14 protein-coding genes and 1 pseudogene are annotated in these 14,125 nt (G+C 63.2%); 3 read left to right on the top strand and 12 right to left on the bottom strand.

Features of this window, described 5'->3' with window-relative positions; translation table 11 throughout:
• Window positions 1-108 precede the first annotated feature (108 nt).
• From PSH94_RS26040 to PSH94_RS09155, 3 genes and pseudogenes are all read right to left on the bottom strand, one after another.
• Window positions 109-285, bottom strand: a pseudogene (locus PSH94_RS26040) (HAMP domain-containing protein); the annotation flags it as partial.
• A gap of 996 nt (window positions 286-1,281) precedes the next feature.
• Window positions 1,282-2,694, bottom strand: a complete 1,413-nt coding sequence (locus PSH94_RS09160) for a PLP-dependent aminotransferase family protein (RefSeq protein ID WP_305437184.1) — start codon at window positions 2,692-2,694, stop codon at window positions 1,282-1,284.
• A 202-nt stretch (window positions 2,695-2,896) separates the two neighbouring features.
• Entirely contained in the window at window positions 2,897-3,658 is a 762-nt protein-coding gene (locus tag PSH94_RS09155; RefSeq protein ID WP_305437182.1) for an SDR family oxidoreductase, read from the bottom strand.
• Window positions 3,659-3,887: 229 nt separating this feature from the next.
• Between PSH94_RS09155 and PSH94_RS09150 the strand changes: the two genes are divergently transcribed.
• A complete protein-coding gene (locus PSH94_RS09150; protein WP_305437180.1) occupies window positions 3,888-4,892 on the top strand; it encodes an NADP-dependent oxidoreductase in 1,005 nt (334 codons plus the stop codon).
• Window positions 4,893-4,972: 80 nt separating this feature from the next.
• On the opposite strand, the gene pyrF is transcribed toward PSH94_RS09150, so the two are convergent.
• The gene (gene pyrF / locus PSH94_RS09145) at window positions 4,973-5,671 is read right to left on the bottom strand and encodes an orotidine-5'-phosphate decarboxylase (protein ID WP_181079947.1); all 699 of its coding nucleotides are present in this window, start codon (window positions 5,669-5,671) and stop codon (window positions 4,973-4,975) included.
• 259 nt (window positions 5,672-5,930) lie between these two features.
• Here pyrF and PSH94_RS09140 point away from each other — a divergent pair, with 259 nt between their 5' ends.
• Window positions 5,931-6,695, top strand: a complete 765-nt coding sequence (locus PSH94_RS09140; RefSeq protein WP_094066275.1) for a response regulator — start codon at window positions 5,931-5,933, stop codon at window positions 6,693-6,695.
• Entirely contained in the window at window positions 6,695-7,729 is a 1,035-nt protein-coding gene (locus PSH94_RS09135) for a HAMP domain-containing sensor histidine kinase (RefSeq protein ID WP_181079949.1), read from the top strand. Before PSH94_RS09140 ends, PSH94_RS09135 begins: the two co-directional genes overlap by 1 nt.
• Here PSH94_RS09135 and PSH94_RS09130 read toward each other — a convergent pair.
• The 8 genes from PSH94_RS09130 to PSH94_RS09095 form a co-directional block, all read right to left on the bottom strand.
• The gene (locus PSH94_RS09130; RefSeq protein WP_181079950.1) at window positions 7,726-8,787 is read right to left on the bottom strand and encodes an AI-2E family transporter; all 1,062 of its coding nucleotides are present in this window, start codon (window positions 8,785-8,787) and stop codon (window positions 7,726-7,728) included. The two genes, PSH94_RS09135 and PSH94_RS09130, sit on opposite strands and share 4 nt — an antisense overlap.
• Before the next feature lie 75 nt (window positions 8,788-8,862).
• Window positions 8,863-9,681 (bottom strand): DUF4892 domain-containing protein, encoded by an 819-nt coding sequence (locus PSH94_RS09125; protein ID WP_181079951.1) that lies wholly within the window; start codon window positions 9,679-9,681, stop codon window positions 8,863-8,865.
• Between the two features lie 114 nt (window positions 9,682-9,795).
• Window positions 9,796-10,650 carry an alpha/beta hydrolase gene (locus tag PSH94_RS09120; RefSeq protein ID WP_253511641.1) on the bottom strand — a complete coding sequence of 285 codons (855 nt, stop codon included), beginning with the start codon at window positions 10,648-10,650 and terminating at the stop codon, window positions 9,796-9,798.
• Window positions 10,647-11,450, bottom strand: coding sequence for an alpha/beta fold hydrolase (locus tag PSH94_RS09115; protein ID WP_253511639.1), 804 nt, complete (start codon window positions 11,448-11,450; stop codon window positions 10,647-10,649). The genes PSH94_RS09120 and PSH94_RS09115 overlap by 4 nt, the downstream gene beginning before the upstream one ends.
• Window positions 11,451-11,547: 97 nt before the next feature.
• Entirely contained in the window at window positions 11,548-11,991 is a 444-nt protein-coding gene (locus tag PSH94_RS09110; RefSeq protein ID WP_285428991.1) for a hotdog fold thioesterase, read from the bottom strand.
• Window positions 11,992-12,124: 133 nt separating this feature from the next.
• Window positions 12,125-12,574 carry a phosphohistidine phosphatase SixA gene (gene sixA, locus PSH94_RS09105; protein WP_253511636.1) on the bottom strand — a complete coding sequence of 150 codons (450 nt, stop codon included), beginning with the start codon at window positions 12,572-12,574 and terminating at the stop codon, window positions 12,125-12,127.
• Window positions 12,571-12,918 (bottom strand): DUF4389 domain-containing protein, encoded by a 348-nt coding sequence (locus tag PSH94_RS09100; RefSeq protein WP_253511633.1) that lies wholly within the window; start codon window positions 12,916-12,918, stop codon window positions 12,571-12,573. Before PSH94_RS09100 ends, sixA begins: the two co-directional genes overlap by 4 nt.
• Before the next feature lie 10 nt (window positions 12,919-12,928).
• On the bottom strand, window positions 12,929-13,954 hold the full coding sequence (locus PSH94_RS09095) for an NAD(P)H-dependent glycerol-3-phosphate dehydrogenase (protein WP_181079957.1): 1,026 nt from the start codon (window positions 13,952-13,954) through the stop codon (window positions 12,929-12,931).
• Between the last annotated feature and the right edge of the window lie 171 nt (window positions 13,955-14,125).

Below are 14,125 nucleotides of genomic sequence, written 5' to 3'. Positions count from 1 at the left end.
GCTGGCCAATTGTTCGATACCAGCCTGCAGCCCACTGACCATGTGGCTCAACCCACTGCTCATCTGTTGCATGGCCTGCATCAGTTGGCCGATTTCATCGCGGCGGTCGACCTCCATTCGACCGCTCAAATCGCCGTCGGCGATGCGCTGTGCCACCGCGATCGCGCTGCGCAGAGGCGCCACGATCAAGCGGGTAATCACCCAGGCGGCCACCAACCCCACCAGCAACGCCAAGGCCGACGAGCCGATGATCAGCAGCGCGCTTTTCTTCAACTGCGCCTGCATCGACACGTCCTCGGCACCATAGGCCTGGTCGACCCGACTGACCACTTGCTCCGCACGATCATGCAGTTGCTTGTAGACCGTCTTTTCCTGAGCCAGCAGGCCGGTGTACTCGCCAAGTTTTTCAGTGAAGGCGGCGATATGCCCCGAGACTTCGCCGAGTACGGTCTGGTAACCCGGGTCCTTGACCGAAGCCTTCAATTGCTCGGCCTGGGCCAGTGCCTGATCGGCCTGCTCGATCTTGCCTTGCTCGGTGTTGTCTTCGTCGACTTTACGACTCTGGTCCAGGCGCACATGGGCTTCGTTCATGGCTTGCAGCATCAGGCGCGACACCTGGCTGACCTGCCCCGCCTGCTCGATGAATTCGGCGCCCTCCTTGCCCTGGCTTTCCTTGAGCCCATAAGCGCCGTCATCGGCCAGGCCGGCCTGCAGCACATCCAGGTTATTGGCGACGCTGGACACCGACCAACTCGCCATTTCCAGCGCCAGGTCCTTGGCCTGGGTCAGCTCGACAAATTCGTCAAACGCCTTGCGATACGCCGCCAGTGCCTGCTCGACGTCGGTCATGGCCGGCACGTTGGCGGCGGATTGAGCTTTAAGACTGGTTGCCTGAGCGGCCAGCGCATCCACGGCCTCATGCAACGCGTCGACCGCTTTGGGGTCGGCATGCAAGGCGTAGTCCTGTTCGATCAAGCGCACCTTGAGCAAACCGCTGTTGAGCGAAGACATAGCCTTCAGCCCCTCGAAACGTTGCCCGACGGTTTGCAGCGACCACACGCCAATGGCTGCCACCACCGCCGTCAGCAGCAGTACCAGGATGAAACCCAAGCCTAGCTTTTTCGCCATGCCCAGGTTGGCGAAACGTCGTTGCACGCCCGAAATCATTGCACGTGATCCTCTTGCAATGGCAGATGCCATCAAGCCCGGTTGACTGGAAGCGAGAGTCGCAACGACTGAGGCCTGAACACAAGTCACTGACGCCGCAATAATGGCAAAAAGCTACAAACCCGTCGTTTTCAGAACCGTCGAGGTCGATCTGGCGGGCCCCATGGCGCGCAGCAACGCCAGCGCCCGCTGATCAGCAGCATAGGCCACATTGATGCGCAGCCACTCACTGTATTCGCCCGTGGGGTTGAACAGTGCCCCAGGCGAGAGCAACACGCCGAGCCGACGCGCGCACGCCTGCAGCCGCGAGTGGTCCGCCGCACCGGGCCGCGCCCATACGAACATGCCGCCGGCGGGCACCGCGAACACCTCCCACTCTTCGTCTTCGAGCACCTGCAGTGTGGCGGCCATCTCCGCGCTCAGACGCTTGCGCAGGCGCTGCACCCATTTGCGGTACGTGCCATTGGCCAGCAGAGTGCCCACCACCGCTTCGGCAAACCGCGAAGTGCCCAAGCCCGTCAAGGTCTTGAGGCTGGCCAGTTGGGTGACAAGCGTCGCACTCGCGCACAGGTAGCCCACGCGCAAAGCGCTGCTCAAGGTCTTGGAAAAACTCGCGACGTAAATCACCCGCCCCTCGTGGGGCAAGGCCGCCAGTCGCGTGCAGCTGGGGTGCTGCAAGTCGCCGAAGACGTCCTCTTCAATGATCAGAAAGTTCTCGCGGCGGGCCAGTTCCAGTAAGCGCTCGGCCACCGCACGGCACAGGCTGGAGCCGGTGGGGTTGTGATACAGGCTGTGGACGAACAGGCACTTGGGCCGGTGATGCTGCAATAGGGCTTCTAGCGCCGCGATGTCCGGCCCGCCTGGGGTACGCGGAACTTCGAGCAGTTGCACGCCGTGGAAGGCCAGTTGTCGGTAGAGGTTGCCGTATCCGGGCGTTTCCACCACGACACTGTCACCGGCCTTGAGCAGCACGCGTATCAGCAGGTCCTGGGCATGGCTGGCGCCGGCAGTGGTCAGGATGCAATCGACGCGAGTGGCGATGTGAATCCGGGTCAGGCGCCTGAGCAATTGCTCACGCAGCGCAGGCAGGCCCAGGGGCGTGCTGTAGTTGAACAGGCCGGCGGTGTCGGTGCGGGTCACTTCACGAATCGCGTAGCTGATGTCATCGCTTTCATGCCAGGCATCCGGCAGCCAGCCGCAGCCCAGCTTCAATTCACCCAACGGGTTGTCGGCAAACGCGCCCCACGTCAGCTCGGCACCTTCATACCATTGGCATTCAGTGGTGACCGGTGGCTGTGCCACCACGAACCCCGCGCCTTGCCGATGCGCCAGCACGCCTTGAGCGACCATGCGCTCGAAGGCTTCGATCACATTGGACTGGCTGAGCAGGTTATCCAGGGCCAACTGCCGAACGGACGGCAAGCGTGTCCCGGGGCTGACCTGGTTGTTACGAATCCATTGAGCCACGGCCGTGACGATTTGCTGCACCACCGGTACAAGGGCTTGTCGATCGATCCCTAAATCCATGAGCCACTCACTTCAACTGTTTGTTTTCAACTCAACGAGTTAAGCACAGAAGCAGGTGATGGCCGGCCGCTAAGATTTATTAAATTATTGATTTTATTGGATAATTTACCTTGTGATACACATTCGCACACGGCGTTGTGCCAGCTCTGGAAAAGCCCCACAGCACCCCCAGACGTTTTCGAACCGTGTGCGGCATGCGGTCTTAGATGGCGGTCGCGCCTCCGTCCACCGCCAATGCTTGGCCGGTGGTGAATGCCGCCCCATCGCTGCACAAGTAGAGCACCGCGCTGGCGATTTCCTCGACCTTGCCGATACGCCCCACCGGGTGCATCGCCGCAGCATAATCGGCCTTGCGCGGGTCGGCCTCATAGGCGCGTCGGAACATATCGGTATCGATCACCGCCGGGCAAACGGCATTCACGCGGATTTTCTTCTTCGCGTACTCGATGGCAGCCGACTTGGTCAGGCCGATCACCGCATGTTTAGACGCGGCATAAATGCTCATCTTCGGCGCCGCCCCCAAGCCCGCCACTGACGCGGTGTTGACGATGGCACCGCCACCCTGGGCCAGCAGCAGCGGCAACTGGTGCTTCATGCACAGCCATACGCCTTTGACGTTAACGCCCATGATGGCGTCGAACTCATCCAGGCTGCCGTCGGCGAGCTTGCCCTTTTCGATTTCGATACCGGCGTTATTGAACGCGTAGTCCAGACGCCCATAGGCCGCCAGCGTCTGCGCCATCAACTGCTGCACCTCGGCTTCCTGGGTCACGTTGCAGCGCACGAACAATGCTTCGCCACCGGCCTGGCGGATCAGCGAGACGGTCTCCTCGCCGCCCACCACGTCCAGGTCGGCCACCACGACTTTCAAACCTTCGGCGGCGAACGCCAGGGCGGTGGCGCGGCCGATACCCGCGGCGGCGCCGGTGACCAGGGCGACCTGGCCGGAAAACGTCATGCTCATGCAGGGGTGTCCTTCTGGAGGATTTAAGCGTGGCTCGAGTCTAGCCAAGGTTGCGCAGCCTGCGTCAGCACTATCAAAAGGCCGGTTGGCGCTGTATGAACCGCAGTGATAAAGCCTGTGTATCCACCATCAATGCAGCCTATCGAGGAGCATTCGCACACTTCGCTGCGCTTGCCCACCGGCCATTCAAGGTCTATCACTGAGGCTTCCTTTCCAAAGAGTCCCTGCCATGACCGCCCAGACCAACCGCCAGTTCCTGCTTGCCAAACGCCCGGTCGGCGCCGCCACGCGGGATACCTTCACTTATCAGGAAGTCCCGGTGGGCACGCCCCAGGACGGCCAAGTGCTGGTGCATAACGAATACCTGTCCCTCGACCCGGCCATGCGCGGCTGGATGAATGAAGGCAAGTCCTACATCCCCCCGGTCGGCATCGGCGAAGTGATGCGCGCACTGGGCGTAGGCAAAGTGATTGCGTCGAACCATCCGAAATTTGCCGTCGGCGATTACGTAAACGGTGCCCTGGGTGTGCAGGATTACTTCCTCGGCGAGCCGCGTGGTTTTTATAAGGTCGACCCGACAGTGGCGCCGTTGCCGCGCTACCTGTCCGCCCTGGGCATGACCGGCATGACCGCCTACTTCGCCCTGCTGGAGACCGGCGCGCCAAAGGCCGGCGAGACCGTGGTGATCTCCGGGGCCGCCGGTGCCGTGGGCAGCATCGCCGGCCAGATCGCCAGGCTCAAAGGCTGCCGGGTGGTGGGCATCGCCGGTGGCGCCGACAAGTGCGCTTTCCTGGTGAATGAGCTGGGTTTCGATGCGGCCATCGACTACAAACACGAAGACGTACCCGCCGCCCTCAAGCGCGAGTGCCCCAAGGGCGTGGATGTGTATTTCGATAACGTCGGCGGCGACATTCTCGACGCGGTGCTCAGCCGCCTGGCGTTGAAGGCTCGCGTGGTGATCTGCGGCGCAATCAGCCAGTACAACAACAAGGAAGCGGTCAAAGGCCCGGCCAACTACTTGTCACTGTTGGTCAACCGCGCGCGAATGGAAGGCTTTGTGGTGATGGATCACGCCGCGCACTTCGCCGCCGCCGGGCAGGAAATGGCCGCCTGGATGGCGCAGGGCAAGCTCAAGAGCAAGGAAGATATCGTCGAGGGGCTGGAGACGTTCCCGGAAACACTGATGAAGCTGTTCAACGGTGAGAACTTCGGCAAGTTGGTGCTGAAGGTCTAAGCGCACTGGCCAAAAAAAACGCCTGCATCCCGTTGATTCAGGATGCAGGCGTTCTCGTCAGTGACTCGCGCTCGGCGTGATCAGGCGATCTCGGCAACCACTGCCGCCAGCGCCTTGGCCGGATCCGCCGCCTGGCTGATCGGACGGCCGATCACCAGGTAGTCGGAACCGGCGTCCAGTGCCTGACGCGGGGTCAGGATGCGGCGCTGGTCGTCCTGGGCACTGCCCGCCGGGCGGATGCCGGGGGTAACCAGTTGCAGGGACGGGTGCGCGGCCTTCAACGCCTGGGCCTCCAGCGCCGAGCACACCAGGCCGTCGAGGCCGGCCTTCTGCGCCAGGGCCGCCAGGCGCAACACCTGCTCCTGAGGCTCGATGTCCAGGCCGATCGCGGCCAGGTCCTCGCGCTCCATGCTGGTCAGCACGGTCACACCGATCAGCAGCGGTTTGGGGCCGCTGCGCTGTTCCAGCACTTCACGGCACGCGCTCATCATGCGCAGGCCGCCGGAGCAATGCACGTTGACCATCCACACGCCCATTTCAGCCGCAGCCTTGACCGCCATGGCGGTAGTGTTGGGGATATCGTGGAATTTCAGGTCCAGGAACACCTCGAAGCCTTTGTCACGCAGGGTGCCGACGATTTCCGCAGCGCAACTGGTGAACAATTCCTTGCCGACCTTGACCCGGCAAAGCTTTGGGTCCAACTGGTCAGCCAGCTTCAGTGCGGCGTCACGGGTGGGGTAATCCAGGGCGACGATGATAGGAGTCTGGCAGGCGGACATTGGAATAGGCTCTCAGGCAAGTCGAAATCGGCGCGGATTGTAGCGCAAGCGACGCCATTGCGGGATCCGATGATCGGTAAATACTGACCAAGCGTGCTCTGACGGGCATTCGGGGCATATATTTCAAAGTCGATACATTCAAGACACGCCCCCAACACGCCCCGCCGCTAGCCTCGCTCGCACGACCCTGCGACTTGCACTACCAGCCATGGGGCTGGGCGCCTATGCTGACCGCAACCACCTGGCAGATGACCGCATTATGCAAACCCCTTGCGCCCCTGTGAACGACGAGCAAAAAGGTCCGGCGAGCGCCGATGACAAGCGCTGGACCACCCGCGCGCTGGTGGTCGACGACGATGTGCCGATTCGTGAACTGCTGATCGATTACCTGGCGCGCTTCAGTATTCTGGCCACCGGCGTCAACGACGGTGCCGAGATGCGCCAGGCCATGCACGCCGAAACCTTTGACGTGGTAGTGCTCGATCTGATGCTGCCGGGCGAGGATGGCCTGTCGCTGTGCCGCTGGCTGCGGGCAGAGTCGGATATTCCGATTCTGATGCTGACCGCGCGCTGCGAACCCACGGACCGCATCATCGGGCTGGAATTGGGAGCCGACGACTACATGTCCAAGCCCTTCGAGCCGCGCGAGCTGGTGGCGCGCATCCAGACCATTCTGCGCCGCGTGCGCGACGACCGCAGTGAGCAGCGTGCCAATATTCGCTTTGACACCTGGCGCCTGAACAGTGTGCTGCGCCAGCTGGTGGCCGACGACGGGTTGGTGGTACCGCTGTCCAACGCCGAATTCCGCCTGCTTTGGGTATTCATCGAGCGTCCGCGCCGGGTACTGAGCCGTGAACAACTGCTGGATGCCGCGCGCGGGCGGTCCATAGAGGCATTCGATCGCAGCATCGACCTGCTGGTCTCGCGCCTGCGGCAGAAACTCGGGGATGACCCCAAGGCGCCGCAGTTGATCAAGACCGTGCGGGGCGAAGGCTACCTGTTCGACGCGCGGGACATCGGCTGATGCGCGGCCCCTTCAATACGCTGTTTGGTCGGCTGTTCGGCGTGTTGCTGGTGGCCATTGTGCTGGCCCACGTGCTGGGGTTCTTTTGGTTCCACCACTATGGCCCGCCCCCGCCGCCGCCCGAAGAGACTTTTGTAGAGCAGCCTGACGGCACGATGAAACCGCTGCCCAGGCATAAACGCTCCTGGTTCGGCGGCCCGGTGGTGCCGCTGACGTTTCAATTCATTTCGCTGATCGTCGCCGCCTGGTACGGCGCCAAGCTGCTCAGTCGGCCGATCCAGCGTCTGAGTGAAGCCGCCGAACGCTTGAGCCTGGACCTCGACAGCCCGCCGCTCGACGAATCCGGCCCGCTGGAAGCGCAACAAGCCGCGTCGACCTTCAACCTGATGCAGCGGCGTATCCGCGAGCAGGTCAGCCAACGCGCGCGCATGCTCGGGGCCGTTTCCCATGACCTGCGCACGCCGTTGTCTCGCCTCAAGCTGCGCCTGGAGCAGATTGAAGACACCCGGCTCCAGGGCCAGATGCGCCAGGACCTGGACGACATGATCGGTATGCTTGATGCGACCTTGAGTTATCTGCACGAACAACGCACCAGCGAAACCCGGCACTGGCTGGACGTGCAGGCGCTGGTGGAATCGATCAGCGAAAACGCCCAGGACCAGGGCTGCGACGTGCAATTTGCCGGCACCTGCGCGCCGCTTCAAGTGCAACCGATGGCCTTGCGCTCCTGCCTTAACAACTTGATCGATAACGCCCTGCGCTACGCAGGAACGGCGCTTGTGGACCTGCAGGACAGCCGTGAAGCGCTGGTCATCCGCGTCATCGACCACGGCCCCGGAATCGCCACGGACAAACGCGAAGCGGTGTTCGAACCGTTCTTTCGCCTGGAAGGCTCACGCAACCGCAACTCCGGCGGCGTCGGCCTGGGCATGACGATTGCCAAGCAGGCCGTGGAACGCCTGGGCGGCCGCTTGAGCCTGGAGGAAACACCCGGCGGCGGCTTGACCGCAGTGATGCGGTTGCCCAGGGCTTAAAGCGCCTTGTCGTCCCGACGACCCTGTGCCTGGGTCGCGCTCCAGTCCATCAACAGGCTGTAGGCCACGGCGAGCAGGGTCGGGCCGATGAACAGGCCGATAAAACCAAAGGCGATCAAGCCGCCGAACACGCCCAGCAGCACGATCACCAACGGCAGGTTTCCACCACGGCTGATCAGGTAAGGCTTGAGCACGTTGTCCACGCCGCTGATGACGAACGTGCCCCACACGCCGAGGAATACCGCGTAGGTGTAATCGCCCTTCCACGCCAGCCAGGCCGTGGCCGGAATCCATACCAACGGCGGGCCCATGGGAATCAGGCTGAGCAGGAAGGTCACGATGCCCAGCACCAGCGCGCCCGGCACGCCCGCGATCAGGAAGCCGATCAGTGCGAGCACCGCCTGGGCGGCAGCGGTGCCGATCACACCATTGACCACACGCTGCACCGTGCCGGCCACCAATTCGATGTAGTAGCCGGCGCGATCACCGATCAGGCGCTCCAGCAAACGGTGGACGAACATCGCCAGGCGCGGCCCGTCGCGGTAGAAAAAGAACACGAAGACCAGGCTCAAGGTCAGCTCCAGAATCCCGCCGCCGATCTGCGCACTGCGTGCCAGCAGCCAGTTGCCGACCTGTCCCAGGTACGGCTTGAGGCTGACCATCAGCGCCGCGCCCTGCTGGTCGATGCTGTCCCACATCGCCACCAGCCGCTCACCCACCAAAGGGATCGAACCCAGCCATGTCGGCGCCTCGGGCAAGCCATCGACCTGGATATCCTTGATCAACGCCACGGCATCGCGCACATGGTCCGCCAGATTGAACCCCAGCCACACCAGCGGCACTGCCACCAGCAGCATCCAACCCAAGGTCAGAATGGCGGCGGCCAGCGACTCACGACCGCCCAGCCAGCGCGTCAACAACACCATCAAAGGCCAACTGGCGAACGCCAGCACCGCGCCCCAGAACAGCGCCGACCAGAACGGCGCCATCACCCAGAAGCTGGCACCAAATAGCACCAGCAGCAGGATTTGCACCAGCAGGCGATCGTTATTGAGCATGGGGTATCTCTGAAAAAAGGAGGCTGTAGGAAGAAAGCTTAGGCGAACGGCGCGGGTCCGTTCGCCCGGTACCGGTCAGCGTATCAGATGCACATGCAGACCTTTGGTTTCACTGCTGCCGCTCTCCATGCGCGCAGCGCGCACGCCCTTGTCGACCAGCGCCTGGCGCCAGGCTTCGGCGTTCGGTCCGCTCAGGCTCACGCGTAGGGTGGTGTCGAGGTTCAAGCCACGGGAAATAAGGGTCAGCCAGGTATCGTCCGGCTCATCGCTCAATGCGGGGAAGTCCAGCTCGCCGGTGCTTTTCAGCTCGCGCAGCAGGGTGGCCGACGTGGGCAGCAGGTTGCCCAACGGGTTGCCGGCGTCCAGTTGCTCCACATGCAGGTACGCGCGGCGATTACCACGGGTGATGCCGTACAGGGCCACCAGTGAATTGGCCTGTGGCTCGGCCAGGCGCAGCAGCAGGTACTCCTGCTGGCTGTCAGCCCCCACCAGCTTGGCGTTGCCGAAGATCTCATTGGCCCATAGGCTGCTTTCACCGCAGTCACGGGCCTGGCACCAGAACAGCAACTGCGCGCCCTGGGCCTGCAACGCCTCGCGCGTGGCGGTGAAGGCCGCACTGGAGGAGTGTTCGGGAGGCAATTCATAGGTAATGGCAGTGGCCCGGCCCCGCGCGATGGCCTGGCCTTCGTAACGCAGCTGGCCGCTGATCTTGCGGATGGCGCCCAGGGGATAGATGCGTTCCTTTTCTTCAGCGGGGCGATAATCGACGATCTGCGCGTCGACCTGGCGGGCCACGGCGGGTAAGTCCTGGCTGCCCGGTACGTCGGCGGCGAACACCAGTGGGCTGAACGCGCACAACCCCAGCAGACGGATGCAGTCGTTACGCAGGCTCATCGGACAGGTAAGCCCTGGCCATTGAAGATTGCCGCGGTTTTAAGCTCGGTGTTGAAATTGCGCATGGTTGACTCCCTTTCAATCCGCCCAGCCTCGGCAGTTGACCGCCCCAAGTCAAGGCGCGGAGAAGAACCGATTGAAACAGTCTGCAACAAGGACCGCGCCGGACTCATCATTCAGGTGTAAATGATGGCCGCCCGGCAGCGTCGTCACTGTAAAGGGTAGCTGGGAAAGCAATTCGGGATGTTTCGCCAGCATGCCGTCGGCAGCCACCACCAATTGCGCAGGGCAATTGACTCGCCGTACGAAGGCCATGGCCTGGTCGTCGGTCAGACGCAGCGGTGAAGCCAGCGTCAGGCGACTGTCCGTGCGCCAGGTGTAACCGCCCGGTACCGGCATCAACCCACGCTGGGCCAGCAATTGTGCAGCTTCACGACTCACAGCCACCAAGCCCTTCATCCGGGCCTCGACTGCACGCTCCAGGGTGCCGTACACCGGTTTGCGTTTGTCCCGCAGGTTCAATTGCGCCTGCAACGCCATGCCCAGGCGCTCGGCCGCGTTCTCGCCAGGGGCAGTGGGCGGGATCACGCCGTCGATCAGGCCCAGGTGCGTGATGCGCTCAGGCAAGGCGCCGGCCAGCGTCAGTGAGACAATGGCACCGAGGGAGTGGCCAAGTAATGCAAAACGTTTCCAGCCCAACTGTTCGGCCACTTGCAGCACATCGTAGACGTAATCCCACAGGGCGTAGCCAGCGCCCGGCGGGCGGTGCGCCGAGTGCCCGTGGCCGGCCATGTCCAGGGCCACGATGCGCAGCCCTGTCAACTTCGGCGCCAGGCGCGCGAAGCTGTTGGCATTGTCCAGCCAGCCATGCAGGGCGATGACCGGCACCCCGTCCTCGGGACCGAACAGATGGGCGGCCAACTCGATATGAGGCAGGCTCAGGCGCACTTCTTCGACCGGCGAGCTCATGCGCAGCTGCGCTCACGGGCGTCCCAGCGGGCAAACAGGGTTTTGATCAGGGTGGCGGTGTCCTGCGGGCGTTCCAGCGGGAACATATGGCCGCCGGGCATGGTGAGCATTTCCCCCAGGGGCAGGCGGCCGACGCCGCTGGCATGGTGACGCATCACCACGCGGCTCTGCCGGCCGCGCACCACCGCCAGCGGTACTTTCATCTGGCGCACCTGGCCGGGGCTGGTATGGGGTACACCACGGTAGATGCTGATCTCGGTGGCCGGGTCGAAGCGCAGGCGCAAGCGGTCGCCCACCGGTTGCAGGCCATGTTGCAGGTAGGCCTCGAAGCAGTCCGGGTCGAAGCCACGAAACAGGGTCTTGCCGGAGAAATAGCTGCGCGCGGCGTCCAGGTCGGCGAATTCCTCGCGCCGACCCAGGGTGCGCCCGGCCGGGGTGAGGCGGTCGATAAACCCGAAGCGCTTGGCGGCGCGGATCACCCAGCGGTCGGCGCGGGTCAGTACCGGAGAGTCGAGCATGACCACCCCGCGATACAGCTGCGGGCAACGCAGGGCGGCGTGCAAATGCAGCACGCCCCCCAGGGAATGGCCCACGCCCCATACCGGCTGCGGCTGTTGCTCCAAATGGTGGATCAGTTCATCCACCAGGTTGTGCCAGTTATCGTCCACCGGAAACCGTGGATCGTGACCATGCTGCGGCAGGTGCGCCACGGTATATTCCGGCGCCAGCGCGGCAAACAACTTGCCGTAGGTAGCCGAAGGGAAGCCATTGGCGTGAGCGAAAAACACGTGCTGCGACATACCGGATCCATCTGCAATATCAGGACTTGATTGTCATCACGCACGGCCGGCACAGCAATGACTGTAACTGCCAGGAATGGTGACACTCACGCCACGCCTATCGGGCCGGTGGGTTCTCGCCCAGCGGCACCACCGCCATGGTCAGGCGCGATATGCATGTGGCCTTGCCTTCCTCGTTGCTCAGGCGAATGTCCCACACCTGGGTGCTGCGCCCGATATGCACAGCCCTGGCCACCGCCGTCACCCGGCCGCTGCGCACACCGCGCAGGTGGTTGGCATTCACTTCCAGGCCCACGCAGTAGTATTTGCTGGTGTCGACGCACAGGTAGGCCGCCATCGAGCCGATGCTCTCGGCCAGCACCACCGACGCGCCGCCGTGCAGCAGGCCGAAAGGTTGATGCGTGCGCGCGTCAACCACCATGCTCGCGGTCAGGGACTCGTCGTCGAAACTTTCGAAGCGGATATCCAGCAATTCACCGATGGTGTTTTTCTGGCTGGCGTTGAGGTGTTCGATATTCGGTTGGGTGCGCCACAGGCTCATGCAGGTGTCCTTTGGTGTTTTTATGATGACCCTAATCCTGCCACACAATCGTCTCGATGCGCGCGCTCCCGGCGTGTAAATGTGCGCCATAAGTCGCATCGATGATGCGGGTTAACGCAAGGAAGGCGCACCGCTAGGGGTTTTGCACGCTCACCAGCCTCATCGACCCCGCCAGCAAGAACTCGCCTTCCAACTGCGCCAGGCTGGCGGTGTACATCGGCTGCGGTTGGCGCCAATGGCCGTGCTGGAGGAAGCTGATCAAATTGCCCACCAACGGCTGATGGCTGACCAGCAGCACGTTCTGCTCGCCGTCGAGGTGGGCCAGCACTTGCCGCGGATCGCCTTCGGGCGTCAGCCACGGCACGGTGTCAATATCCGGCTCAAACCCCAGCGCCTCGCGCACCAGCTGAGCGGTTTGCTGCGCCCGTGTGTAAGGGCTGGCGATGATCGCGTCGAGGGGTTGGCCGATCAACCGTGCGGCGCTGCGCAGCACCTCTGCGCGGCCATGCTCGGTGAGGTTGCGTTCGGCGTCGGTGCGCACCTGGCTTTCGGCCTCACCGTGACGCAGGATCCACAGCTTCACAATTTCGGCTCTTCATCGCGCACCGGGTGCGGCGCCGCCGGCACGCTGTGGGGCGCCTCGCCTTCGGGTGCGCGTGGCGCCGGCCAGTCGGCGAACGGCCAGGGCTTTTGCTCGGTATGAAAGCTGCCGAACCGGCCGATCTGTGCAAGGAACTGGCTGAGGCTGTCGCCAAAATTCATCAGGCCCAGGTTCGGCGCGCCGTAGATCAGGCGATAAACCAGTTGCACCACTACCAGCGCACCGAGCAGGAACTGCGCCACCTGCCAGACCAGGGCGAACACCAGCATCCACAGGATGCGCAGGCCGATGGATTCGTACTTGGGAGCAGCTTTGGGATCGTTCATGGTGCGTTCCTCAGTTGAAACCACTGGTGGAAATAAAGTCGACATCGGTTTTGGGCTCGGCCCGCATCAGCAGCTCGATCACTTGGTCCAAGGTGCGCCCTTCAAACAGGATAGCGTGCAACCCGGCAACCAACGGCATGTACACCCCGGCCTCCTGAGCCTTGGCCTTGAGAACCTTGAGCGTGTTGACCCCTTCGGCCACTTCGCCCAGGCGCGTGACCGCCTCATCCAGGCTCAAGCCCTGGCCCAGGGCAAACCCCACCTGATAATTGCGGCTTTTGGGCGAGGAGCAAGTGACGATCAGATCGCCCACGCCGGCCAGCCCGAGGAACGTCATGGGGTTGGCGCCCTGGTTCACCGCGAAGCGGGTCATTTCCGCCAGGGCGCGGGTGATCAGCATGCTCTTGGTGTTTTCCCCCATGCCCAACGCCACCGCCATGCCGGCGATGATCGCGTAGACGTTTTTCAACGCGCCGCCCAATTCGACACCAAAACGGTCGCTGCTGGCATAAACGCGGAACGTGCGACCATGCAGCACCGCCTGGACACGCTCGCAGAGCGCTTCGTCGGCGCTGGCCACCACGGTAGCGGTCAGCGCGTGCTCGGCCACCTCCCGCGCCAGGTTCGGCCCGGACAGCACGCCGATGCGCGCCTGGGGCGCGATTTCTTCAAGGATCTCGCTCATCAACTTGAAGGTCTGCGCCTCGATACCCTTGGTCAGGCTGACCAGCAACTTGCCCGCGAGACGCTCGGCATGGGGCGCCAGCACCGTGCGCAAGGCGCTGGACGGCAGCGCGACGAAGCACAGCTCGCAGTCCGTGAGGGTAGCCAGCAGATCGGTGACCGGCTCGACTGCCGGGTGAATCTTGATGCCTTTGAGGTAACGGGGGTTTTCGCGGTGTACACGAATGGCCTCGGCCTGCTCGGGATCACGCATCCACTGGCGCACCGCATGGCCGTTCTCGGCCAGCAGGTTAGCCACGGCGGTCCCAAAACTTCCGCCTCCCAGGACCGCAATAGGGCGCTGTTGAGTCATATGCAATCCGTTAATCCATACCAGTGGCGATGGCGGCATTATACGGAGCGACCCGCCTGCGGCCAGCCCCCCTGTCGATTCGCGCGCTTGTCGGAAAATGCCACGGGTAGGTGAAGTAATTGCAGGGGCGACGACTGGCAAATGGCCGCGCCTCGGTTAACATGGGCGGCT

It is taken from the genome of Pseudomonas sp. FP2254, from assembly GCF_030687695.1.
Taxonomy (GTDB): Bacteria; Pseudomonadota; Gammaproteobacteria; order Pseudomonadales; family Pseudomonadaceae; genus Aquipseudomonas; species Aquipseudomonas quebecensis.
Note: the sequence above shows the minus strand (reverse complement) of the source record. Positions and strands in the feature narration are given on the sequence as shown.